The following is a 26,754-nucleotide window of genomic DNA, read 5'->3' on the forward strand; positions in this document are numbered from 1 at the left end:
GTAAAACGCCCTTTTTTTTTAAGTTTTGTTAGCTATGTCTCTATGTGTTAAAATTAATTGTGACTATTTTTTTTAATTGAAAAGAAACGGTTTTAATTTTTCTTCCGGAATAAACTCAACGCGATAAGGAGGGATTTCGGACTCTAAAGCCCAAAGTAACACTCCTTTTTTATTCGTCAGAACCGTTATATGTCTTTTTGAACAACAGCACAATAGCGTTTCTTTATCAATCATATAAGCACTTCCCATTCTGTCATTATAAATTTCTTTGGGCAATTTGATCTGAAAATCCAATTGCGCGGAATTGTCTTTTTCATTTATTTTCAAAGCAAATACCGAGGATTGTTTTTTATCAACACCATTATCAAAAAAAAGTAGACTGCCTTCGGGATTAATGTGTGCGGCATGTGCTTGCGAGAAACTGGAATTTTCTTTTTGCGATAATGTACCACCTTTTCCTAATTTCCAGATCACTTTTCCGGTTTTGGCATCTACTTTCCAAATTTGACCGTTATTGTAAAAAGAGATCAGAAAGTTTCCATCTTTATCATAATTCAGACTGTTGGCGTGCATCCAGTCTTTTTTGGTTTTCAATAAGGCCTTATCTTTCATTGGATCTAAGTCGTCAAAAACACTCCATTTCCAGAGTTGTTTTCCTTTTTTATTCAAAATAAGAATGCCATCTCCATTGATCGTATCTTGTTTTTTGCCACCAATAGCCGTTAAATCGGTTATTCTTTCATCAACAAACAAGGTTACAATTTCATTAGTCGATTTTTTGATGATTTCATGATGGATTACTTGTTTAAAATCACCTTGTCCTTTTTTAATATGTGTTAAAGTGTCTCCCTGTAAATTGATTTCCAGAATTTCACTGCCGTAGCTTGTCGGTTCATTGTTTTTTCCTAAAATAGCTATAATACTTTGGTCTTTAGTAAAATGAGTGACTTTAAAACCGGTTCCTTCTACGGTATGATACCATCTCAAATTACCTTTATAATCAACAATATAAGCGGTACCCGGCGTTTCTCTTTTGCCCATTAGCAGAAAACCTTTTTTGAAATTTTGAGGCAAAAGTTCCGGTTTCTGAAAATTGGCTTTAAATTGTTTTTGTAACCATTCGGGTAATTTTCTGGTTTTAAAATGATATATTTTGCTTGTCTTTTTTTCTCCGTTTGCAACCGTAACCACCTGAAAACTATAACTAGTTTCGGGACTAACGCTACAAAGTATCAAAGAATGTGAAAGTCCTGTTTTTGAAATTGGAGTAGCTACTTTGTTTTTAATTCCTTTTGTATCAGCCCAATATTCTGCATAAACCGAAAGGTTGTCACTCGTAGTAACATCGATCTGAATCTTCAATTCGTTGTTGCTATGAGTTCCAATGGCAATATTTAGAATGCGATTCTGATTTTTGGAACAGCTTGTCAATACAAGCAATGCCAAAATAAAACTCCATTTTACAATTAATTTTTTGATCATAGGAAAAGCTTCTTTTGTGAAACAGAAAGGTACTTCTTTTGTATGAAATCGGGAACAGACAACGCTGAAAACGTTGTCTACTCCTGATTTTCCTGCTCTTATTTATCTATTAGCATTGCTTAAATTGGGGTTTAGATCAACCTGGCTTTGCGGATAGGTGTAATATTTATTTTGCGGCATTTTGATTTGTGCCGTTTCTCCAACTCTGAGGTGATAGGCATTTACAAGAACGTCGAATTTATTCATTCGGATTAAATCCTGACGGCGTTTACCTTCGTAGAAAAGTTCCCATCCTCTTTCTTGCAGAATAGCATCTCTCAAAGTACTTTGATTGTAATCTGCTAAAACCAATAATTTGGCATGAGATCTTCCTTTCACCTGATTGATAAGATCTATAGCTTCAATGGTTGGACCACTGATCTCGTTTAGTGCTTCGGCTCTGCTTAACAATACATCTGCATAACGTAAAATGTTGACACTGTGACCATCATAATAGGTGGTAGTTTCATCATCTGCGTATTTTCTGGTCGATACATCGGGCATGTAAAATACGCCTGCCGGTGGCTCTGCACCCAAAGATGGTGCTTGTTTGTGCAGCAATTTATCTGTTCCCATAAATTCTGGAAAAAAGCATTGTTTTCTGTCATCTTCATTACCAAAGGTGTTGTAGAAATCCCAGTTTACCGTATAATACTGCCATCTGTTTTCAACAACAGGATGATCAATTGGTCCAAAATGGTTCAATAACTCCGTTCCGTTTGTATTGGCATCGCTAAGAGAAGAAAAAATGTTTTCGCTGCACCATTTGTTACTTTCTTTGAACAATCCTGAATAACTAGGATAAAGACTGTATTGACCTAAGTTCATTACTTGTTGTGTAAGCGTAGCGACTTTTTGCCAGTCGTGCGCACGCAAATACAATTTCGCTAATAAAGTTAAAGCAGCACCTTTTGTAGCGCGTCCTACATCATTACCACCATAGATAGGATTGTCCTGATAATTTATAGGAAGTACAGCAGCAGCATCGTTGAGTTCTTTGATCAGAAAAGCATCAATTGCCTCAACCGATGTTGGAGGGGTTTGTGCCAAGTAATCCGGATTAGTTAAATCGGCTTCCGTAATTAAAATTACAGGTCCCCAGGAATCTGTTAAGTCCATATAACCGGAAGCTCTTAGAAATCGGGCTTCAGCTATAAATTGCGCTTTATCTGAACTTGAAATTTCCTGCATTTGATTGATGTAGAAAATGGCATTATTGGCATTGGCAATCAATTTGTACATGGCATTCCAGTCTTCTAAAAGCAATCCATTAGTAGAACTCCAGGTCCCTAAAGATAATTGACCCGGATCCCCGCCGTACTGACAATGTCCCAAATCTGTTGCAATATCCGTTAAAGCAAAATGTCGTGTTGCCCAGTATGAAAAGTTGTCACCTACAGACGGACCTTTCAATCTGCCGTAAATTCCGTTTATAGCCGCTATGGCATCCGATTTTGTTTGATAGCCATTCGCAGTTGTTAAACTACTGTATATGGTGGGGTCTAGATCTTCATTACACGAAAAATGTGTACCTGCGACAAGTAAAAGTAAGAGTACTGTATATTTTTTCATTTTAATAAATTTAATGTTACTAAAAAGCCTTTAGACTAATGAATTGCAACTTTAATACCTAGAATAAACGTTCTGGAAGCCGGGAAGGAGTTGAAATCAATTCCTCCGCCTAAGTTCTGTTTGGTATTATCAGTGGTAAAATGTCCATTTACTTCCGGATCATTTCCGGAATAATTTGTAATAGTCAGCAAATTTTGTCCAATAGCATACAATCTGATACTATCTATGAATTTAACTTCTTTTAATACGCTTTGCGGAATAGAATAACCGATAGAAACATTTTTCAGACGCAGGTAGGAAGCTTCTTCAACAAATTTTGAATTGACATAACTGCCATATTTACTTTTGTAATAACCATCTCTCGGAATATCCGTATTTTCATTTGTATTGGCAACCCAGCGATTTAAAGCATCAGTACTTGTAGTAGACTCACCAACCATTGCAGTCATATTATAAACGGAATAGTCGAAAGCACCCTGAAAGAAGATATTCAAATCAAAATCTCCATATTTAAAATCGTTATTAAACCCGAGAATAAAATGCGGCGTAGAATTTCCTAAATAAGTTCTGTCGGCAGCTGTAATGGTTCCGTCACCATTTAGATCTTCATATTTTGGATCTCCGGGTACAGAAAGCGGCTGCGGAGCATACGTTTCTCCTGATTTTATAACCCCTGCATACTTATAACCGAATAAAACGCCCATTTCCTTACCTGGCTCCAGTCTTGTAAATTCTTGTCCGGAAACAGTTCCGCTTGGGTTAGAAGTACTGTTACTGATTATTTTAACATTATCAGCAAGGGATACAATTTCTTGTTTGTTGTAAGCAAAATTTAGAGAAGTACTCCAGGTAAATTTATCATTGCTAAAGTTTACAGTGTTAATGCCTAACTCGATTCCTTTGTTATCAATAACCCCGGAATTGAATCTTAGGGTACCAAAGCCCCACCATCCACCAACAGGAACATTCAAAAGAGCATCAGTTGTTCTTTTTTTGTACGCATCGATAGTGATGTTCAATCTGCTGTTAAAGAAACCCATATCCAATCCGATATTGGTTTGGGCTGTTTCTTCCCATTTCAGATCAGGGTTTGCTAAATTGGCAGGCTCGTTACCACCCGAAAGACCGCCTTGTCCAATTACTGTTCCCCATGGAGTCAGTCTGCTCAGGTAGGCATAGTCTCCAATGCCATCACTTCCTGTAATACCGTAACTCACTCTTAATTTAAGCTCAGAGAATGTATTTAGTTTTTCTATAAAAGGTTCGTTGGAAAGCTTCCAGGCAACGGCTCCGGATGGAAAAATTCCGAATTTGTTATTTGGGCCAAATCGGGAAGAACCGTCTTTTCTTATTGTAAAGGAGGCTAAATATTTATCTGAATAAGAATAGTTTAATCGGCCAAAATAAGAGGTAAGCTTCGTTTCTGTTTTTTCTGTTTCCGGTCTTAGGTATACTTCAGCACTTTCGAGTTTATGATACGTCAATAAATCATTAGAAAAACCGGAACCGGAAGCTTTTAGACGTTCGTAAGTATCTTTTTGATTAGAAGTTCCAATCATTGCTGTTATGGAATGTTCTTTTATTGAAAATTTATAAGTCAGATACTGATCTGTACTCCATCTGAAATAGGTTTTATTCTCTTCAGATCCGGTACCATGCAGGGCAGCTCCGGCAATTAACGTACTAGGAGTATATTTTCCCTGGATATTTTCCTGCCATTCTGCTCCGGCACCAAAATGGAACGTAAGGTTTTTAATAATTTCATAGTCCATAAACATACTTCCGTTTACCAATCTGTTGATGACGTGGTCTGTAGGTTCCAATAACAAGGCCAAAGCATTGTCTTTTCCCTGATATTTGTAGTAAGAACCATCAGGATTGTAAATAGGAATAGTTGGAATAGCGGTCTGAATCGTAAACATAGGAGATAGGATATTGTCGCCAAAATCGCTGTTGTTCCCTTCACTTGCCGCACCATAAATATTAGTGCCGACATTTAATTTGTCGTTGAATTTTTTCTCGCCACCCATTCTTACACTATATCTTTTAAAATCAGTGTTTTCAATAGCTCCGGTTTGTTTCAGGTAATTTCCGGAAAGAAAAAATTTAGAGGTTTTATCGCTTCCGCTAAAACTAATTGTTCTGTTAATCACTTCTCCCGGACGTGTTGCAGCTTCAAACCAATTGGTATTGGCGATTGGGAAACTTGCAGGAAAAACGGGAGGTCTTCCATTTTCCTTTGCAATCGCATTTTGGATATTGGCATATTGCTGTCCGCTTAATAAAGAAGGCTCATTGATGATGTTTTGAAAACCATCCGAAATTTCGGCCTCAATTTGCATTTTTCCTGATTTTCCTTTTTTAGTTGTAATGATGATAACTCCATTTCCTCCTCTGGCACCATAAATAGCTGTAGAGGAAGCATCTTTAAGAATTTGGATGTTTTCAATATCATTAGGACTGATAGAAGCACCTGTGCTGGTAATAAATCCGTCTACAACATATAATGGAGCGTTGGAAGTATTAATAGAATTTCCTCCTCTGATTACCACTGACGGGTTTGTTCCAGGTGCGTAGCTGTTCTGCTGTACCTGAACTCCTGAAGCACGTCCTTGTAGCGCTTGACCAACATTGGCAATCGTACCTCCTAAATTTAAATTGTCTTTGCTGATCGAACTGATAGAGCCCGTAAGGTCTTTTTTCTTTTGTTTTCCGTACCCAATAACAACTTCATCTAATTTTTGTCCTGCTTCTTTCAGCATAATTTTCAGAGGAGCATTTGTTATGGTAATTTCCTGGTCTTCCATACCAACATACGTTACAATAAGTTTCGCGGCATTGTCCGGTACTGTGATTGCAAAGTTTCCGTCAAAATCAGTTTGTACGCCTTTTGAACTTCCTTTTACTACAACGTTGGCACCCGCCAAAGGAACACCATTTTGATCAGTGACAGTTCCTTTTACTATTTTTTCAAAAAGAATAACTATAGTATTTTCGTCTGAAGTAGTTATCGAGGAAGCAGCCGAAGCCTGAAACGCAAAAACTAATAACGAGAGAACTGTTAATTGGACCTTTTTATCGGATAGAATGTTAATCCGAAAATCTCTAGGCTTTTTTTGGGTTAAAAATTTCATACTTTAATCGAGTTTGGTTAATTAATAATCTGTTTTTTATTATTTGTAGGTTTTGGATTTCTTTTCTGATTGGGAATAATATGGTATTCTTTAATCGAATCTTTTTTTTCAATAAATCACTGCTTCATTTTTCAACCTTAATGTTGGTTTACTTAATCCATTTTACTCGCTTTAAACCTTATAAAACGCTTTAAAAATTTCACCTATTAACTTAATTTTAAGAATAGTACCTAACGAAATTATAGATTATATTTTTATTAAACAAGAAAAAACATGAAAAATGTGCTCGAACACATTAAATTAATGTTCTCGAACACATAAATAGTTGTAAATTGTAATTATTAACTTAAAATGATGTGATTTGTATAAAATGTTTTGATTTTAAAAAGATTTATTAGTTTGAGTATTTCTAATGTTAAATTGCTATAACTTGTTATATCATTGGTATTTGTGTGAAAATGCTGAATATTTTATATTGTATAGTCTTATGTTATGTACGATAAAGAGACTTGTGTTTTTGCGAAAAAGGGGTTTCAAAAAAGCTTTTTTGCGTTTAAATTTCTAGTTTAGAAAACTATGTTGGAATTGATATAAATAAGGGATCATTTTTGATACTATTTTCAATTTTTAGAAAAATAAAAATTAACAAAAAATTAAGAATTAAGGTTTTGGAAGAATATCAAGTGGTTTTGGCAAAAAAAGAATAGAAAATTTCTAAGGAGTTTACTGGATTTTAATATTCTTTTAAAGAGATGAAGTTGGAGTGATGTGAAATGTAAAGTGCAAGATAATGAAAGAGGATGTGTTGATTTAGGGTGGTGAAGAGCCGTTGTTTTTTATTAAACCATAAAAGTGTTTAAGGAAACAGAAGTATTGCTTAAATGGACTTACATTACCCCACAACTTCTGTCCTTTCGAGCGAAGTCGAGAAGTCACACAAGTAACCCCGTACAGTTTGTCATCCTGAGGAACGAAGGATCTACGTTTGCTGAATCGATAGCGTTGAACTTTACTTTATGGAAGAATTACTTGTGAAGATACTTCGTTCCTCAGTATGACAAAATTGTGGAAAATAGAAGCGGAGCAGCTAGTGTGATTTCTCATTCTTCGAAATGACAAAAAAACAGAAGTACGATGTTAATATGGTTTTAAATTTTGCGCGTCAAAATATTTAAGAAAATGTAGATACTGCTAAAATGAACTTACATTACCCCACAACTTCTGTCATTTCGAAGAATGAGAAATCACACAAGAAACTCCGTACAGTTTGTCATACTGAGGAGGCGTAATCAAGCGAGAAACTCCGCCCAGTTTGTCATCCTGAGGAACGAAGGATCTACGTTTGCTGAATCCATACCCCTGAACTTCACTTTACGGAATTACTTGTGAAGATACTTCGTTCCTCAGGATGACAAAATTGCGGAAAATAGAAGCGGAGCACTTAGTGTGATTTCTCATTCTTCGAAATGACAAAAAAACAGAAATACGATGTTATTATGGTTTTAAATTTTGCACGTAACAGTATTTAAGAAAATGTAGATACTGCTAAAATGAACTTACATTACCCCACAACTTCTGTCCTTTCGAGCGGAGTCGAGAAATCACACAAGAAACTCCGCACAGTTTGTTATCCTGAGGAGGCGTAATCAAGCGAGAAACTCCGTACAGTTTGTCATCCTGAGGAACGAAGGATCTACGTTTGCTGAATCCATACCCCTGAACTTCACTTTACGGAATTACTTATGAAGATACTTCGTTCCTCAGTATGACAAAATTGTGGAAAATAGAAGCGGAGCACTTAGTGTGATTTCTCATTCTTCGAAATGACAAAAAAAACAGAAGTACGATGTTAATATGGTTTTAAATTTTGCGCGTAACAATATTTAAGAAAATGTAGATACTGCTAAAATGAACTTACATTACCCCACAACTTCTGTCATTTCGAGCGAAGTCGAGAAATCACACAAGAAACTCCGCACAGTTTGTCATCCTGAGGAGGCGTAATCAAGCGAGAAACTCCGTCCAGTTTGTCATCCTGAGGAACGAAGGATCTACATTTGCTGAATCGATACCGTTGAGCTTCACTTTACGGAATTACTTGTGAAGATACTTCGTTCCTCAGTATGACAAAATTGTGGAAAATAGGAGCGGAGCACTTAGTGTGATTTCTCATTCTTCGAAATGACAAAAAAAACAGAAGTACGATGTTAATATGGTTTTAGATTTTTCGCATAACAATATTTAAGAAAATGTAGGTATCGCTAAAATGAACTTACATTACTTATATGGTTTAAAACTTAACATCAGGTATTTTTATGAAATATAAAAACCGGCATTTTCGACATTGATAATGTCAATTGGTAGTAACACCGTTTCAGGAATTTCTTTGCTGTATAAAAAATGTTCTACTAAGGTGCTTACACCTAAATAGGCTTGTCTCTTTTGATTTTGATGAATTAAAAAATGAACCAATCCCTGATTCAAGAAACTGACATTTTTTTCAACTAAATCGTATCCGATTAAGGCAATTTTTTTATTCTTTTGTTCGGCGAGTATCGAAGCAATTTCGTAAGCTTTGGAAGTGGTGATAAAAATTCCTTTCAGATTAGGATGTTCTTCTGTGAAATTTAAAAACTTACTTTCTACATTCGCATGTTTTAATTTTAAAGTGGTTAAGGAAAAGTTGGTTAGTTTTTTTTCATCAAAATAATTCCGGAAACCTTTTTCCTTTTCCTGCATGTGAACGGCATTTTTTAGACTCTCATCAATATGCACAATCGCGATATGACCGTCTTCTAAAATTAAATTCATTAAACTGGCAGCAACACGACCGCTCTTGTATAAATCCTGTCCGACAAAACTTTTAATGGTATCAGACTCCACCTGGTTGTTAAACGTATTGACCATGATGTTTAACTCATCATATTGTTTTACAGCTTCTAAAGTCTCTTTGTGAAATAGGGGTGCTATCAAAACCGCTTCAGGTGCAATTTTGACCACCACATCATTGGTATTGATAAATGATTTTTTGCTTTCCGGATTAAAATAATGGATGGTGATATTGACATTGTAAGCTTTATACTCCTTTACCGCATCCTGGATTCCGTTTACGCACGGAAGCCAATAGGAATCTATTTTAGGATCAGGTAGTAAAACACAGATGCGATAAATTTTATTGTTTTTTAAATTTCTCGCAATAAGGTTGGGTTCATAGTCTATTACCTTTAAGACTTCGTTTATCTTTTCAAGTGCTGCAGGAGAGACCTTTCCTCTTTTGTGTAATACACGATCAACAGTTCCTTTAGAAACTCCGGCCATGTTTGCAATATCCTTAATAGTGTATTTCTTATCCATATTAGCAAATATATAAATTTGATTTAATTATTTCAGTATATAGTTTAAGGAAATATTAAAATGTGCTCGAGAACATTTTTAGGTGTGTTCGAGCACATTTTTTTGTTTTTTCTTGTTTTATCAAAAAATAATCTATAGTTTCGTAGAATCAAAACCCGAAATCAGAGCCGAATTTATAATCAAGTAATACTGTATTTTTTTGAAATTCAGTATTTTAATATCATATATGTAAGTGAAAAGAATCATATCATCAGCACCAGGAAGAACATGTCTTTTTGGAGACCATCAGGATTATTTAGGATTACCTGTTATAGCCTGCGCCATCAATAGAAAAATTAGCCTAACGGCAGAACAAAACGGTAGAGAAACATTTGTTCTTAATATGGTTGATATTGACGAAGTTAGAGTGATTGCTATAGATGCCGCTTTTACGACGTTGGAACCACGTGATTATTTTGCTTCCTCGCTGCGGGTCTTGCGCAGATACGGCTGTATACCAACAGTTGGTTACGATATCACGATAACAGGAGATATTCCGATCAATTCGGGAACGTCAAGTTCATCGGCTTTGTTGATGGCTTGGATTCGTTTTTTAATTGCAGCTTTCGGAGTTAATGATGAGGTTACTCCTGAGTTTATTTCAAAAATCGGATATGAATCAGAAGTATTAGAGCATAGAGAGCCGGGTGGAATGATGGATCATTTTAGCATTGGTGTTGGCAATATAGTGTATATCAATACAAAAGATCCTTTTTCTTATAAAGTTATCGGGGCTGAATTAAAAGGTCTGATTACCGGAGTTTCCGGGGTTCCAAAAGAGACCATCGGTTTGTTAGGGGACTTAAAAGGGAATGCTTTAATGGCTATTGATGTGGTGAAGCAAAATTTTCCCGATTTTGATTTATATACTACTGAAATTGAAGATATAGACCGATACAGAAATTGTCTTCCCGATCGGTTAATTCCGTTTTTTGAAGCGGCGATTAAAAATTATCACTATACCAAAGAAGCCTTAAAAGAGTTCGAAAAACCCGTTTTGGATCTTAAAAAAATAGGTTCTTTAATGAATGATCATCATGCCGTCTTGCGTGATTTATTGAAAATTACTGTTCCAAGAATTGACGACATGGTAAATGCAGCTTTGAAAGCGGGTGCATACGGAGCCAAAATCGTTGGTTCAGGCGGTGGCGGAAGTATTGTAGTTATTGCCGATCCTAAAGTGGAAAATTTGGTTATAGAGGCCATTTTAAAAGCCGGAGCAGAGGAGGCTTACGCTGTAAATGTAGATGCTGGCGTAAGAATTTTAGAAAATATTGAAATTTAAAAAAATAAGATGCACAACAATTTAGTTATTCTTGCCGGAGGAGCTTCTTCCCGCATGAAAAAAGAAGCGATTACCACTAATTTATCGCCGGAAGAAATAGCACAGGCAAACGAAAGAAGTAAAGGTTTAATCGGAGTAGGAGCCAGTGGAAGACCGCTGTTGGATTATCTTTTGTTGAATGCAAAAAAAGCAGGGTACCAAAATATTTACATTATTATCGGAGAACAGGGAGGTTTGTTTAAAGAGTTTTACGGAAGTGAAATGAAGAATAATGATTTTCATGGACTCAATATCTCATTCGCTGTACAGTATATTCCGGAAGGAAGAGAAAAACCGTTTGGTACTGCTGATGCTTTGTTTCAGGCTGTTGAGCAATATCCGGAATTAAATACACAACAGTATTCCGTTTGTAACAGTGATAACCTGTATTCAGCTGCCGCTTTATTGGCACTTCGTGAAACCGAAAGTCCAAATGCTTTTATTAGTTACGATCGTGATGCTTTGGCGTTTCCAATAGAACGAATTTCACGTTTTGCGATTGCGAAACTGGATAAAAACAATCAATTGTTGGATATTTTAGAAAAACCTACGGCTGATGTTTTAGAAGAATATAAAGATGTTGACGGGAAAATCAGAGTGAGCATGAATGCTTTTAAATTTAATGGTGCAACCTTATATACGCATCTTAAAAACTGTCCGGTTCATCCCGAAAGAGACGAGAAAGAATTGCCAACGGTACTTTTGAACTCCGTTAAAGAAAACCCGGGTACAACAATTGGTATCGCATTTTCTGAGCATGTACCTGATTTAACCGCAAAAGAAGATATTGCAGACGTAAAGGAATACCTTCAAAAATATTACCCTGATCTAAATTGGGAAACAAAAAATTAACAAAATTTTCATATCTGAATTAGGAATAAGACCAACTTATTGTATTACTTTTGTTTTGCAAAAAAAATGCAAAACATTTGCGTAAAAACCGCAATAGGTAATTTAGTGTTGATTCTACTTTAGATTTGAAATCAAAATCTTTTTAACAATCAACCAAAAATAGTATGTCAAACATTGAAAATGCAGTCCGTTTAGAGAGAGGGAATCCGGTTATTCCGATGGTTATTTTAACCTTATTGTTTTTTATTCTGGGTTTTGTTACCTGGCTTAACGGGCCTTTAATTCCATTTTTCGAATTGGCCTGTGAGTTATCCTCTTCACAAGCTTATTTTGTGACTTTTGCTTTTTATATTGCCTATTTTGTGATGGCAATTCCATCCTCTTGGATTATCGAAAAAGTAGGGTATAAAAATGGTATTTCTTTAGGATTATTGATCATTGCAGCCGGTGCATTTATGTTTTATCCCGCTGCGTCAAGCCGTACTTTTTTGCTGTTTTTAATTGCATTATTTGTGATGGGAACAGGCTTAGCTGTTTTGCAAACTGCCTCTAATCCGTATGTTGTCGTTATAGGTCCTCGTGAAAGTGCTGCGGCAAGAATCAGTGTTCTGGGAATTGCAAACAAACTGGCCGGATTTGTGGCTCCGATTGTATTAACAGCCTTGGTTTTATCAAACATGCAGGATTTTACTGCCGATAAGATTGCGTTGTTAGATGAAGCATCAAAAACTGCTGCCTTAAATTCACTTGCACTACAATTGCAAAGACCTTATCTTTATATGGGGTTGATCATTATGGTTTTAGCGTTGTTGGTTAAGTTTTCTCCGCTTCCTGAGATTGATTTGGATGAAGACGGAAATGTAACAAATTTGAGTATTTTTCAGCAAATAAAAAACGCATTTAAGTACCCGCAATTGGTTTTAGGTGTTGTAACTTTGATGCTGTACATATCAGCGGAAGTTTTGGCCGGTGATTCAATAGGTGGTTTCGGAAAACAATTAGGAGTTTATGGCGATGAAGGGAACTTTTATTTGAAATTAACCTCATTCACTATGTCATTTATGGTAGTGGGTTATGTATTGGGAATCACATTAATTCCAAAATATCTTTCGCAGGTTACAGCTTTAAAAGCTTCGGGATTTTTAGGTTTAATTTTGGTTTTAGCGATTGTATTAATCTCTCCAAAGTTAATGATTCAGTTGCCCGGAATTCCAAATTTACCGATTGTAATTCTTTTGGTAGCCTTACTTGGATTGGCAAATGCACTTTGTTGGCCGGCAATTTGGCCAATGGCCCTTCAGGATTTAGGAGGTTATACTAAAATTGCAAGTGCAATTTTGATTATGGGAATTATTGGTGGTGCTGTTTTTCCGCTGTTTTATGGGATGATTGTGGAGCACGTAAATACATCAAATATCGAAAATGGAGTAGCATTAACTTCAAAAAGCGGGAATCAAATTGCTTATTTAATATTATTGCCTTCGTATTTAATGATTCTTTTTTATGCAATAAAAGGTCATAAATACAGAAGTTGGAAGATTTAGAATCAGGAATAAAAAAAGATATATATCATGTTAAAAAGTAAAATAGACAAAGCAACAGGCTTCGAAAAACGATTTGAAAACATCAATACAGTAGTTTTTGAAAATTCTAATGAGGCTTCTAAAGCGGTTGCTCAGGAAATTGCAGCTTTAATTCAATCCAAACAAAAAGAAAACAAACCTTGTATTCTGGGTCTTGCAACCGGTTCTTCTCCAAAAGGATTGTATGCAGAGTTAGTGCGTCTTCATAAAGAGGAAGGTTTGAGTTTTAAAAACGTAATTAGTTTTAATTTGGATGAATATTATCCAATGGAACCTAATTCTATCAACAGTTATGTTCGTTTTATGAAAGAATTACTGTTTGACCATGTCGATATTTTACCTGAAAACTTCCACGTTCCCGATGGACTTTTAACCAAAGAACAAATTGCAGATTACTGTCATGATTACGAAGCTAAAATTGAAGCTTTAGGTGGAATCGATTTGCAGATTCTTGGAATTGGAGGAAACGGACACATTGGTTTTAATGAATCCGGTTCTCTTCAAAACTCTAAAACGCGTTTGGTAGCTCTAGATCATATTACCAGAGTTGCCGCAAGTAAAGATTTCTCCGGTTTAAGTAATACGCCTAGAACTGCAATCACACTTGGAGTTAAAAAAATCATGGAAGCCAAGCAAGTTATTTTGATGGCTTGGGGAGAAGGAAAATCTAATGTGATCAAAAAATCGGTTGAAGATGAGGTGACCAATCAGATTCCGGCTTCGTTTTTACAGGAACACAATAATGCTGTTTTTGTTTTAGATAAAGAAGCGTCTTCAAAACTAACCCGAATCAACAGACCTTGGTTGGTAGAAAAAGTAACCTGGAGTGATAAATTAATCCGTAAAGCTGTTTTAGGATTAGCGCTTGATCTTAAAAAACCAATTTTAATGCTTACCGATGCCGATTATATCGAAAACGGGATGAGTGATTTATTGGCCGATTCAGGTCCTGCTTATGATATTAACATTAAGATATTCAATAAATTACAAAACACAATTACAGGTTGGCCAGGTGGAAAACCAAATGCAGACGATGCTAATCGTCCTGAAAGAGCGGAGCCAGCCAGAAAACGTGTATTGCTTTTCAGTCCACATCCTGATGATGATATTATCAGTATGGGAGGAACGTTTATGCGTTTGCAAGAGCAAGGGCATGAAGTGCACGTAGCCTACCAGACTTCAGGAAATATTGCCGTTGCCGATGATGAAGCCTTGCGTTTTGCAAGTTTCGTAATTGATTACAATGAGAAATTCGGAATCAAAAGCCCGGAAGCCGATGCGATTTATGAAAAAGCAGTTAACTTCTTAAAAAATAAAAAGAACAGCGAAATTGACATCCCTGAAGTCCGTTATATCAAAGGACTAATCAGAAAAGGAGAAGCAAGAGCAACAAGTCATTTTGTTGGTTTAACAGACGATCAGATTCATTTTATGGAGCTTCCATTTTATGAAACGGGTACTATCGAGAAAAAACCAATCGGACAAGAAGACATTCAATTGACGATGGATTTAATTGAAAAAATTAAACCACATCAAATCTATGCTGCAGGAGATTTAGCAGATCCGCACGGAACACATAAAGTATGTTTAGATGCTATTTTTGAAGCCGTGAAAGCCTTAAAACCAAAATCATTTATGGACGACTGTTGGTTATGGTTGTATCGTGGTGCTTGGCAGGAATGGGGTATTGACGAAGTAGAAATGGCGGTACCTATGAGCCCGGATCAGGTTTTGGCAAAACGCCATGGAATCTTCAAACACCAATCACAAAAAGACGGTGTTGTTTTTCAGGGAACCGATGCCAGAGAATTTTGGCAAAGAGCTGAAGACCGAAACCACGAAACAGCAGCTTTGTATCAGCAATTAGGTCTAGCGACTTATGCGGCGATGGAAGCTTTTGTGAGATGGCATTACTAGTTAGAAGGTGCTAAGATTCTGAGCTGCTAAGGTTCTGAGCTAAAAAAAGTTTTGGCCACGAATTACACGAATTTTCGCGAATTTATTTTCGGGATAATTGGTGTGATTCGTGGCTTTTTTTTTTGCCACAGATTAAAGGATTCTCGCAGATTAAAAAAAAATCATTTTAATCCTTTTAATCTGTGGCTAACTAAAAAAAATACGAGACAAAAATTACTTTTTTACTGTGACTTTAAAAAAGTTGGATAAAAAATTAAGGAGGTAAGATAATTTAATTTTCCGGCACACAAAGAAATTAGCGAAAATTCGTGTAATTAGTGGTAAAAAAAATCATTCTAATCCTTTTAATCTGTGGCAAAAAAATAAAAAATAAAAGTAACTTTGCATAATTAGAAGCAAGAAAAGAGAATGAGTCTATTCTTTTTTTCTTGCTTCTTTTTTCTAAAAAAAATGCAACAAGACAGTAAACTTCTCATAAAATTAGCCCATACCAAAATGCCTTTCGGAAAATACGAGGGACGTTACTTAATAGACTTGCCCGAGTATTATGTTGTTTGGTATCAAAATAAAGGTTTCCCGAAAGGAGAACTGGGGCAACAACTACAACTGATCTATGAACTAAAACTAAACGGATTAGAAGAGTTGATCCGTAATATCAAAATGCAGTATCCTAAGCCTTTAAAGTAGTTTCTGGGTTAGCTGTTAGAGCTACACTTGTATTTGTTTTTCAATTATCGATTTTTTTTTAACGGAATTAATATACCACGATTTTGCTTACGCGTAGAGGCTAATTTATGTCTTGATTTTACTTTGTAGCGGTAGTGTTGTGAAAAATAAATAAAACAGGCTGTTATAGAAAAATAATAATTGAACAATTGTTTCTTTTTGGTAACAGTCTTATTCGTAAAAACTTCATTATAATGTGAAGGAGGAAGATTATCAAGGTTTTAAAAGTGATTTTCTGACGTATAAGGGAGGTATTTATTTTGAAATATAAAGACTACAGAAATTTTACATAAATTCTATTATTTGTAAGAAATATTTTATATATTTGAATAAATATTGAAATATCTCTATTATGAAAAATCTTAAAAAAATGAAATTTTCTGACATTACAGGAATGTTAGAGGCAGATGAAGCAAAGGGAATTTTGGGAGGAGGACCTATAAAGTATACTAACGACCAGGAAGCCCCTGGTGAAGCGGATAATATTGGAGGAAACGGTGGTTTTGGCTTGACAGGTTTTGGCCAAGGAGGTTTTGTTAGCGGGAGTGCTAACAATTTTTCTCAATTAGGCAGTTATGGTAATACTTCCTTTGGTGGGAATTACTCTAATTCAGGGGCTGGCACAAATTCTGGTTCAGGAACAAATAATTTAAATTCTTCTACTTCTAATACCAATTATAATAATGATTGGTTTGTCAATGCTCAAGGCAATCTAAGTACTACAAGTGCAATTGCTATAGATCGTTATTTTCAATTTATTCGCGCAAATAATGGGATTGTAAATGCGAATCAAATAAATGCCTTCGTAAATAACGAAAAAACGGCAAGCGGACAGCAGCAAAATTTTATTCAGTATAATATTCAATTGCCGGGCACACGATTAGATAATGTTACTGTAGTGAATTATTACAAAGGACCAAGTACAATAAAACAAGGTACTGTAATTGATAATATGACATTGCAAATTAATCTTTCCAATGGTCCAAGAAGCACAAGTACAACCAATACGACAAATTCAAATGCGTCTTGGTATGTAATGCCTATACATGGCAGTTCTTCAAAACCTTCACCTTTAGAAGCTGCATTACTATCGAAATCAGTTTATGGCGGTAAGGACACGGTTGGGCCTGATAAGCTTTTCGGATGGAAAGTTTCCAATGAAGTAAAAGGTATTAAATATAATGATGCTTCTTCAGGTTTTAAATCGCAATTATATGAAAGAATTACAGCTGGCAAAAAAGAATATTGTTATGTAACTGCTGGTACAGAACCTGAGATAGGAGATTATGCTGCGGACGTCTTACAAACAGCGGGGATTTCTCTGCAATATAAAGAATCTGTGGATAATGCTAAGGCATTAAAGGCTCTGTTTGGTGATGCATTATCTTTTTCAGGGCATTCTTTAGGCGGAGGTATGGCAGAAGCCAATGCCCGTGCTACGGGAGGAAGTGCTGTCACAATTAATGCGGCAGGATTGAGTTATTCAACAGCTTTACTTTTAGGAATAGGGTTCGTGTCAGATACGCATTCTTATATTATGACAAATGATCCTTTAAATATAGCGCAAATGGTGATGCCGGGGTTAACAACAGCGGGAGGGCAAAAACACTTTATTACACCAACCAGAACATCAGGGGGACACGGTGTAAATGAAATGGCAATAGAACTGGGTATAAAATCAAAGTGAGATGAAAAAAGTAATTATGTTATTTGTTATTGTAGCGTCTACATTAAGTTCATGCAATTGCAAGTGTACTAAAACTCATTTATCTAAAGACGAAAAAGAGTGGTTTTCGGCTTACAAAAAAGGGCAGCAAATAATTTTTAAAAGCAATCTGGGGAAATTGGACACGCTTTTTGTAGCGGATAAATATGAAACATATGATAATAAAGAATGTAATTGTTACGAAGTAGGTAATTTACAATACAATATGATGCATATTGACTTTAAGTCCAGAATTTGCCACAATGATTCCTATTGTGTTAGCGGAGTATCAATTAGTAAAGACGAAATAAATAAAAAGTCTTTTCCTACTTTTAATGTTTTTGGCCTATTTTATCCGGATGTTCAAGTAAAACCTATACCGACAGAAAGTTGGGTTGTCTTGAGAACATCTTTAAAAAAGTATACACATGTGTATGTTTTTGAAGACGGTATCAATGCAAAAAACTTTGGTAATAACTATCTAAAATCTTTTTACTGGGATAAAAGAGAAGGTTTAATACGTTACGATACAGGTGAAGGTGAGATATTCGAGCTGCTAAAAAAATAGACCACTTATGATTAATTTCCCCCACGAGTTTCAGCTCGATGCTAAAGATTGTGGTCCTGCCTGTATAAAAATTATTGCAAAATATTATGGCAGGTTTTATAGCCTGCCTTTTTTACGTGATTTATGTGGTATCACGCGCGAAGGGGTCAGTTTTTTAGATCTTAGCGATGCTTGTGAAGCAATTAGTTTGCGTACTAAAAGTGTTAAAGTAGATTTTAGTGTTTTGCAGACAATTCCATTGCCTTGCATTGTACATTGGAAGGAGAGTCACTTTATTGTGGTTTATAAAATAACACAGAAACAAGTATATGTTTCAGATCCCGCAAAAGGGTTGTGTAAATATTCGTACGAGAGTTTTCAGGAAGACTGGTTAAAAGAATCAAAAGTGGGTGCTGTTTTAGCTATAGAGCCCATGGCGGATTTTAAACAACGCTCTATAAATGATAAATTAGAACGAAGAAAAACGTTAGAGAATTTTCTGGGGTACTTTACACCTTACAAAAGAAGTTTTGTAAACCTGTTTGTAGTGATGCTTGTAGTGACGTTGTTACAGGCCTTTTTGCCCTTTATTTCAAAATCAGTTATCGATGTTGGAATTCAGACCAATGATTTAGATTTTATTGATCTTGTTTTAATCGCCAATATTACCATTATATTGAGTATCTTATTGAGTAACATGATTCGCGATTGGATTTTACTGCATCTTACCTCGCGAATCAACATCTCTTTGATATCAGATTATCTGATAAAATTAATGAAGCTGCCTATTACTTTTTTTGAGAATAAGTTGATTGGAGATATTTTACAACGAGCGCAAGATCATGAGCGTATTCGGGATTTTATAATGAACAATTCGCTCAACTTTATCTTCTCTATTCTCACCTTTTTTATATTCGGGATCATTCTGTTTGTTTACAGTCCGGTCTTGTGTTTGATTTATTTGATCGGTAGTACTTTATTTATTGGTTGGGTGGTCTTTTTTTTTAAATTCAGGAAAAAACTGGATTGGGAGTATTTTGACGTTCACACAAAAAATCAGAGTTACTGGGTGGAAACTATTGGAAGTATTCAGGATATAAAAATCAATAATTACGAAAAGCAAAAAAGATGGAAATGGGAAGCTTTGCAAGTTCAATTATTTAAGATTGACCAAAAAATATTGCGAATTACCAATGCGCAAAACCTGGGAGCGCAATTTATTAATCAATTAACCAATTTAATGATTACGTTTTATTGTGCAAAAGCAGTGATAAAAGGTGATATTACATTTGGTGTAATGATTTCGACACAATTTATAATAGGGATGCTTAATGGTCCGATTATGCAGTTCATTTCTTTTGTTCAATCTGCTCAATATGCAAAAATTAGTTTTTTAAGGCTTAACGAAATACACGAATTAGAGGAAGAAGAAGAAAACGAAACCAATAACAGTATCAAACTTCCGGAAGATAAAAGCTTGCTATTGCGAAATGTTAGTTTTCAGTACAGTAGAAATAGTCCTTATATTTTGACTAATATTTCAATATTGATTCCGGAGGGAAAAGTAACTGCCATTGTAGGAGATAGCGGTAGCGGTAAGACCACTTTGTTAAAACTTATTTTAAGATTGTATAAACCGACCCATGGTGAACTTTCTATGGGGAATCTTAATATTCAAAACGTTAATCTAAAACAATGGAGAGCAAGTTGCGGAGCGGTGATGCAGGACGGCAAAATTTTTAGCGATACGATTCAAAATAACATTGTCTTGGACGATGAGAATATTGATTATGCAAGGTTGAAAAAAGCGGTAATGGTAGCCAATATAGCAGCAGAAATAGAAGCTATGCCCAAAGGATATCAAACGATGATGGGAGAAAACGGCAGAGGTTTAAGCGGAGGACAGAAACAACGTGTTCTGATAGCAAGAGCTTTGTACAAAGATCCCGACTATTTGTTTTTTGATGAGGCAACAAATTCACTGGATGTTATAAATGAGCAAAAAATTGTGACAGCATTAGAAGAGATTTTTAAAAATAAAACAGTAATCGTGGTGGCACATCGATTGAGTACGATTCGTAAGGCAGATCAGATTATAGTGCTTAAAAATGGATTTATTAGTGAAATTGGAAATCACGATATGTTGATGACAAAAGAAGGTGGGCATTATTATGAATTGGTTAAAACACAGACAGGAGATACTGTAAATGGATAATAAAGGATTTCATAAAACACTAAACTCAAATCGAACCGAAGAGGTAGCTTGGATTATTGAAAAAATGCCGACTAAATTCGGAATTTTAATTAGCTCAGTTGTTATAGGTTTGGTATTACTGTTGTTGCTTTTTGGCTGGCTTATAAAATATCCGGAAGTATTAATGGGGCAAATTGTGATAAATACAAGACAGGCTCCGGTTAAATTAGTTGCATCGACTCAAGGGAATATTATATTGTTAGAACATGCTTCCGGTGCTAATGTACATGCCGGAGAATACATTGCGTACATAAAAAATGAAGCCAATTTAGCTGATGTCAAACTGTTGAAAAACACACTTGGTGATATAAATATTCATGAAGTCGATTTTCAAAAACACCGTCATTTATTTCCTGAAAATTTATCTTTAGGAGATATAAATAATAAATACTATAACTTTTTAAATGCGCTGTATCAATATTTAGATTACACGAATCAACAGCCTTATGAGGTTCAAAAACAAATTAATAAAAAATTACTCGAGCTACAGATAAAGAAATTTGAGCAGTTAAAAAATGATTTTAAGAGCCAAAAAATAAAACACGAAGTTTCACAGAGTCTTTTTCATAAAGATTCGACACTATATAGTAAAAATGTCACTTCCAAAGCAGATATAGAACGTTCAATTATAGCAAAAGCAAATAGTGAACTGGATTATAAAGCAATTGATAAAGAGATTAATAATACAGATTATCAAATCAATGAAGCTCATAATAAATCACAAGTAATTGCAATTGAAAAAACAGCTAAAGAAAGAGAATTGATTATTGGGTTATTTAACAGTTATTATGACTTAATTGATGCCATAAAAAAATGGGAACGGACGTATGTTTTTCTTTCCCCGATAAAAGGAAAAGTAGATTTTTTGAATTTTCTTAAAGACAACGATTATATTCAGTCCGGAGAAGAATTATTTAAGATAGTACCGGATAATAACCAAATAATAGGACAGGTTAATCTTCCTGAAAATGGCTCAGGGAAAGTGAAAATTGGACAAAATGTTATAATTAAACTGAATAATTATCCTTATAATGAATATGGCTCGATAAAAGGTAAGGTGGTAAGAATATCACTTGCAACAAATCAGCAGGTTCTTTCTGATAATCAAAAGAAAATGAGTTACTATCTGGTTGATGTAAATCTGCCCTACGGATTAAAAACGAATTATGATGTTGTATTAAACTTTCATGCTGAAGCTAAAGGGACAGCCGAAATCATAACAGAAGACAGGAGATTGATCGAACGTTTCTTTGATAATTTGAGATATAAATTAGAATAGAATTTCTTCCGAATAGTAGGAGCAATGTTTTTAACTTTAAATAAAAATACGGGTTACTTATTCGGTATTTTAGATTTATAGCAAAGAAGGATTTAAGTGAGACCAATAAATTATTCAAAAATAAGTCACTATAACATCTAAAATTAGGGATTACGGAAACAAGTAAACGATCTGTTTATAAATTTGCAAATTATCTCATTCGCTATTTGCCAAAATGTCCAATTAAATTTGTACTTTTGCCAAGTTTTTTACACAACTACAATACAAACAACAACAGAATGAATCAGACAAAATATATTTTTGTTACAGGTGGTGTGACTTCATCTTTAGGAAAAGGAATTATCGCGGCATCTTTGGCAAAATTGTTACAAGGAAGAGGGTATCGTACAACTATTCAGAAATTTGATCCATATATTAATGTGGATCCGGGTACGTTAAATCCATATGAGCATGGGGAATGTTATGTGACTGATGATGGTGCTGAAACCGATTTAGATTTAGGTCATTATGAGCGTTTTCTTAATGTTCCTACTTCTCAGGCGAATAATGTTACAACAGGAAGAGTATATCTTTCGGTTATTGAAAAAGAAAGAAGAGGAGAATTTTTAGGAAAAACAGTTCAGGTTGTTCCTCATATTACCAACGAAATCAAAGACAGAATGCAATTGCTGGGTAAATCCGGTGATTATGATATTGTTATTACTGAAATTGGTGGAACAGTTGGTGATATTGAATCACTACCTTATATAGAGTCTGTTCGTCAGTTGGTTTGGGAATTAGGTGAAAATAACGGAATCGTGATTCACTTAACATTAGTTCCGTTTTTAGCTGCTGCAGGGGAGTTAAAGACAAAACCTACACAACACTCGGTAAAAACATTAATGGAGAGTGGTATCAAAGCCGATATTCTGGTTTGTAGAACCGAGCATGAATTGTCTCAGGAACTACGTCAAAAATTGGCATTGTTCTGTAATGTGAAAAAAGAAGCGGTTATTCAGTCTATTGATGCTTCAACGATATACGAAGTACCTAATTTAATGCTTGAAGAAGGATTAGATGTAGTGGCTTTGAAAAAATTAGATTTACCTAAAAAAGCATTGCCGGACCTTAAAAACTGGAATACTTTTTTACGCAGATTAAAAAATCCAAAGCATACCGTAAACATCGGTTTGGTTGGGAAATATGTAGAAATGCAAGATTGTTACAAATCGATCTTAGAGGCGTTCATTCATGCCGGTGCTGCTAATGAAACCAAAGTAAATGTAATTTCTATTCATTCAGAGCATATTAATGCGGACAATATCGTAGAAAAACTAAAAGATCTTGATGGTGTTTTAGTTGCTCCTGGTTTTGGAGAAAGAGGTATAGAAGGAAAAATCGAAGCCGTTCGTTATGTACGTGAAAATAATATTCCGTTTTTCGGAATTTGTTTAGGTATGCAAATGTCAGTGATCGAATATTCAAGAAATATTTTAGGATACAAAGATGCGAATTCTACAGAGATGAACGATAAAACGTCACATCCTGTTGTAGATTTAATGGAAGAGCAAAAAACAATTACAGATAAAGGTGGAACAATGCGTTTGGGAGCCTGGAAATGTGATATTAAACCCAATACGCTTGCACATAAAATTTACGGAGAAAAAACGATTTCAGAGCGTCACCGCCACCGTTATGAGTACAACAATAAATATGCTGAAGAATTACAAAAAGCAGGTTTATTGGCTTCAGGAGTTAATCCCGATACCGGTTTAGTGGAGATTGTGGAACTTGAAAATCACCCGTTTTTTATAGGGGTGCAATACCATCCGGAATACAAAAGTACGGTTGCTAATCCACATCCGATTTTTGTAAACTTTGTAGCTGCTGCTGTAAATTCACATAAAAAACAATAATTAATATTCTGTAAGGTTGTAACGTTTGGATTAAACTCAAGACAAATAGCCTTTAACGAATAACCTTTTTTAAACTATAATGGAAGAAAAAAAATTTGACCTTAATTCAATCATTGGTTTTGTATTGATATTTGGAATTTTGATTTGGATTATGTACCAAAATCAACCTTCTGATAAGGAAATTGCTGCTGAAAAAGCCAAGAAAGAATTAGTTGCGAAACAAGAAGCTCAAGCTAAAGCGGATAAAACTAAAACGGCAGTTTTGCCAGTTGCAGCAACAACTCCAGGCGATACAGTTCAATTAGCACAATTGCAAAAAACCTTAGGTGGTTTTGCTTACTCAGCGACACTTCCTTCTGCAAAGGAGTCTTTTACAACAATCGAAAATGAGAAGATTAAACTAAAAATCGCTAATAAAGGGGGTTATATTGTTGAAGCTACTCTTAAAGAATTTGAAAAATTTCAAAAAGGTTCAAAACAATTAGTGGAATTAATCAAAGACAATAATTCTAATTTAAACATTCAGTTACAAACAACAGATAACAGAACTTTAAATTCGAAAGATTTGTTTTTTGAGCCAACACTAACTAAAGTTGGAGCAGATCAGATTTTAACAATGCGTTTGAAAGCTGGAGCGAACGAATTTTTAGAATACAAATACATTTTAAAACCAAACGAATATTTAGTTGGTTTTGATGTTCGCTCTCAAGGTTTGAATAAGATTTTAAATTCGTCTAAGCCATTAGATTTAGTTTGGGATTTAAAATCATACAGAAACGAGAAAAGTATTTCTATCGAGAAGCGTTATGCACAACTTGAATACGAATATGAAGATGAAAAATACAGTTCGGTAAGCGACGGTACAGCAAAAGAAGATACTCCTGAAAAAGTGAGTTATGTAGCTTTTAAACAACACTTTTTTACGGCTATCTTGGCGACTGATAAACCATTTGAGAAATCTAAATTACAATCTGATGCTTTAGTAAAAGATGAAAAAATAGATACTACTTTTATCAAACAATTTAAAGCAACAGTTCCTTTAGCTTTTTCTAATGGAGAAGTAGATTATAAAATGAGTTGGTATTTTGGACCAGCTGATTATAAGGTTTTAAAAGCATATGATAAAAACTTCGAAAAAATTATTCCACTAGGATGGGGGATTTTCGGATGGATTAATCAATGGATTTTCATTCCATTATTCGGATTCTTAAGCTCTTATATTGCTTATGGAATTGCGATTATCATTTTTACAATTATCATCAAATTGGCAATGTCGCCAATTACCTATAAGTCATTTTTGTCTCAGGCTAAGATGAAAGTTTTACGTCCGGAGATTACAGAGTTGGGAGAAAAATTCAAAAAGGACCCAATGAAGAAACAACAGGAAACGATGAAATTGTACAATAAAGCAGGGGTGAACCCAATGGCAGGATGTATTCCGGCATTGATTCAGCTTCCGTTTATGTATGCGTCATTCCAGTTCTTCCCATCTGCTTTTGAGTTAAGACAAAAAAGTTTCCTTTGGGCAGACGATTTATCATCTTTTGATGCGGTTGTAAACTTACCATTCCACATTCCTTTATATGGAGATCATATCAGTTTGTTTCCAATTTTGGCCGCAATTGCGATTTTCTTCTATATGAAAATGACTTCAGGTGACCAACAAATGGCAGCTCCTCAACAAGAAGGTATGCCGGATATGGCGAAAATGATGAAAATCATGATTTACGTTTCACCATTAATGATGTTAATTTTCTTCAATAGTTATGGTGCAGGATTGAGTTTGTATAACTTTATCTCTAACTTAATTACAATCGGAATTATGTTTGTAATTAAAAACTATATTGTGGATACAGATAAAATTCATGCTCAGATTCAGGAGAACAAGTTGAAAGAGCCTAAAAAGCAAAGTAAATTTCAACAACGTCTTCAGGAGGTAATGGAGCAACAAGAGGCCGCAAAAGGTCAGAATAAAAAGAAATAAGTACTAAAAAAAATCTCGATTTATCGGGATTTTTTTTTACGACAGATATACTTTATAAAGTGTAATTTCGTTAAAGTTTAAAAGGAATTAAAAGATGATTTTAAGAAGAATACTACTTGGCTTAGCCTTACTGAATGTTATAGTAATAAATGCTCAAACAGACTTTAATAAGTTAGACGCAAACGGAAAAAAAGAAGGTTTGTGGAAAGGGACTTATGAAGTTTCGAAACGTCCGAGATACGAAGGGACTTTCAGCCACGGAAAAGAAACCGGAGTATTTAAGTTTTTTGATGACACGAAAAAAGGAGATGTTGTCGCAACACGAGATTTTAGTGCCAACGACGGGAGTGCTTATAATATCTTTTATGATCAGAAGAAAAATAAAGTAAGTGAAGGAAAAGTGATCGGTAAAAATTATGAAGGGCAATGGACGTACTACCATAAAGCTTCAGCTATAGTAATGACCACCGAAAATTATAAAAATGGGAAATTGGAAGGTGCAAGGACCGTTTTTTACCCAAATGCTAAAGTCGCAGAAAAAATGACTTATGTGAATGGTCAGAAAGAAGGGATCTATGAAAAGTACGGGCAGAACGGAATTATTCTGGAGAAAAGTACCTATAAGAATGACGAATATAACGGAGATGCTGTTTTCTATGATTCTGATGGAGTGGTGGCTTCTGAAGGAAAATTTTTGAAAGGAAAAAAAGCCGGAATGTGGAAGTTTTACTTAAAAGGAAAACTAACGAAAGAAGTGAATATGAGTGACCCGAAAAGTAATTACCAGTCTGACTCAAAACCTAAAATGGAATAGAACTTTTTGGTAGCAATTCAAATTTGAGGCTTTTTTTATGCCAAAATTTTTAGGCTCCTATTTCGGACTAAAGTAAAATAGATGCTAAGGATTTTTTTTTTTGATTGGTAATTTGTAACTGTGATTTCGGATTATAGCTCGACTCAATGAGAATTACTTTGTATTCTATTTTGTCTAGATTGAGTTGTTTATATATGGATTTTTTTTTGACAGTATTTTTTTTTAATTTTTAATAAAAAAATGGAGTGATGTTC

Annotated in this window: 16 protein-coding genes; 12 read left to right on the top strand and 4 right to left on the bottom strand. The window is 34.9% G+C overall.

Annotation, left to right across the window (positions count from 1 at the left end; genetic code table 11):
* Window positions 1–72: 72 nt before the first annotated feature.
* The 4 genes from ACHRV5_RS04275 to ACHRV5_RS04290 form a co-directional block, all read right to left on the bottom strand.
* Window positions 73–1,482 (bottom strand): aryl-sulfate sulfotransferase, encoded by a 1,410-nt coding sequence (locus ACHRV5_RS04275; protein WP_395425898.1) that lies wholly within the window; start codon window positions 1,480–1,482, stop codon window positions 73–75.
* Between the two features lie 102 nt (window positions 1,483–1,584).
* Window positions 1,585–3,093: a RagB/SusD family nutrient uptake outer membrane protein gene (locus ACHRV5_RS04280; RefSeq protein WP_395425899.1), complete on the bottom strand. Its 1,509-nt coding sequence runs from the start codon at window positions 3,091–3,093 to the stop codon at window positions 1,585–1,587.
* A 35-nt stretch (window positions 3,094–3,128) separates the two neighbouring features.
* Window positions 3,129–6,227: a SusC/RagA family TonB-linked outer membrane protein gene (locus ACHRV5_RS04285; protein WP_395425900.1), complete on the bottom strand. Its 3,099-nt coding sequence runs from the start codon at window positions 6,225–6,227 to the stop codon at window positions 3,129–3,131.
* 2,313 nt (window positions 6,228–8,540) lie between these two features.
* Complete coding sequence (locus ACHRV5_RS04290) at window positions 8,541–9,581, bottom strand: LacI family DNA-binding transcriptional regulator (protein WP_047779123.1); 1,041 nt, start codon at window positions 9,579–9,581, stop codon at window positions 8,541–8,543.
* A gap of 232 nt (window positions 9,582–9,813) precedes the next feature.
* Between ACHRV5_RS04290 and ACHRV5_RS04295 the strand changes: the two genes are divergently transcribed.
* The 12 genes from ACHRV5_RS04295 (at window position 9,814) to ACHRV5_RS04350 (ending at window position 26,500) form a co-directional block, all read left to right on the top strand.
* Window positions 9,814–10,905, top strand: coding sequence for a mevalonate kinase (locus ACHRV5_RS04295; RefSeq protein ID WP_395425901.1), 1,092 nt, complete (start codon window positions 9,814–9,816; stop codon window positions 10,903–10,905).
* A 9-nt stretch (window positions 10,906–10,914) separates the two neighbouring features.
* Window positions 10,915–11,796, top strand: coding sequence for a sugar phosphate nucleotidyltransferase (locus ACHRV5_RS04300; RefSeq protein WP_395425902.1), 882 nt, complete (start codon window positions 10,915–10,917; stop codon window positions 11,794–11,796).
* 164 nt (window positions 11,797–11,960) lie between these two features.
* Window positions 11,961–13,340 (top strand): sugar MFS transporter, encoded by a 1,380-nt coding sequence (locus tag ACHRV5_RS04305; protein ID WP_230001326.1) that lies wholly within the window; start codon window positions 11,961–11,963, stop codon window positions 13,338–13,340.
* 27 nt (window positions 13,341–13,367) lie between these two features.
* Window positions 13,368–15,296: a glucosamine-6-phosphate deaminase gene (gene nagB, locus ACHRV5_RS04310; protein ID WP_230001328.1), complete on the top strand. Its 1,929-nt coding sequence runs from the start codon at window positions 13,368–13,370 to the stop codon at window positions 15,294–15,296.
* A 450-nt stretch (window positions 15,297–15,746) separates the two neighbouring features.
* Window positions 15,747–15,983, top strand: a complete 237-nt coding sequence (locus tag ACHRV5_RS04315) for a DUF3820 family protein (RefSeq protein WP_395425903.1) — start codon at window positions 15,747–15,749, stop codon at window positions 15,981–15,983.
* A 391-nt stretch (window positions 15,984–16,374) separates the two neighbouring features.
* Window positions 16,375–17,709, top strand: a complete 1,335-nt coding sequence (locus ACHRV5_RS04320; RefSeq protein ID WP_395425904.1) for a hypothetical protein — start codon at window positions 16,375–16,377, stop codon at window positions 17,707–17,709.
* Between the two features lies 1 nt (window position 17,710).
* The gene (locus ACHRV5_RS04325; protein ID WP_395425905.1) at window positions 17,711–18,295 is read left to right on the top strand and encodes a hypothetical protein; all 585 of its coding nucleotides are present in this window, start codon (window positions 17,711–17,713) and stop codon (window positions 18,293–18,295) included.
* Window positions 18,296–18,302: 7 nt separating this feature from the next.
* Window positions 18,303–20,489, top strand: coding sequence for a peptidase domain-containing ABC transporter (locus tag ACHRV5_RS04330; RefSeq protein WP_395425906.1), 2,187 nt, complete (start codon window positions 18,303–18,305; stop codon window positions 20,487–20,489).
* Window positions 20,482–21,807 carry an HlyD family efflux transporter periplasmic adaptor subunit gene (locus tag ACHRV5_RS04335; RefSeq protein WP_395425907.1) on the top strand — a complete coding sequence of 442 codons (1,326 nt, stop codon included), beginning with the start codon at window positions 20,482–20,484 and terminating at the stop codon, window positions 21,805–21,807. Before ACHRV5_RS04330 ends, ACHRV5_RS04335 begins: the two co-directional genes overlap by 8 nt.
* Before the next feature lie 278 nt (window positions 21,808–22,085).
* Window positions 22,086–23,702 carry a CTP synthase gene (locus tag ACHRV5_RS04340; protein WP_047778817.1) on the top strand — a complete coding sequence of 539 codons (1,617 nt, stop codon included), beginning with the start codon at window positions 22,086–22,088 and terminating at the stop codon, window positions 23,700–23,702.
* A 79-nt stretch (window positions 23,703–23,781) separates the two neighbouring features.
* Window positions 23,782–25,686 carry a membrane protein insertase YidC gene (yidC, locus tag ACHRV5_RS04345; RefSeq protein WP_395425908.1) on the top strand — a complete coding sequence of 635 codons (1,905 nt, stop codon included), beginning with the start codon at window positions 23,782–23,784 and terminating at the stop codon, window positions 25,684–25,686.
* Window positions 25,687–25,780: 94 nt separating this feature from the next.
* Window positions 25,781–26,500: a toxin-antitoxin system YwqK family antitoxin gene (locus tag ACHRV5_RS04350; RefSeq protein ID WP_395425909.1), complete on the top strand. Its 720-nt coding sequence runs from the start codon at window positions 25,781–25,783 to the stop codon at window positions 26,498–26,500.
* Window positions 26,501–26,754 lie beyond the last annotated feature (254 nt).

The organism is Flavobacterium sp. FlaQc-52 (genome assembly GCF_044007495.1).
Lineage (GTDB): Bacteria > Bacteroidota > Bacteroidia > Flavobacteriales > Flavobacteriaceae > Flavobacterium > Flavobacterium cupriresistens.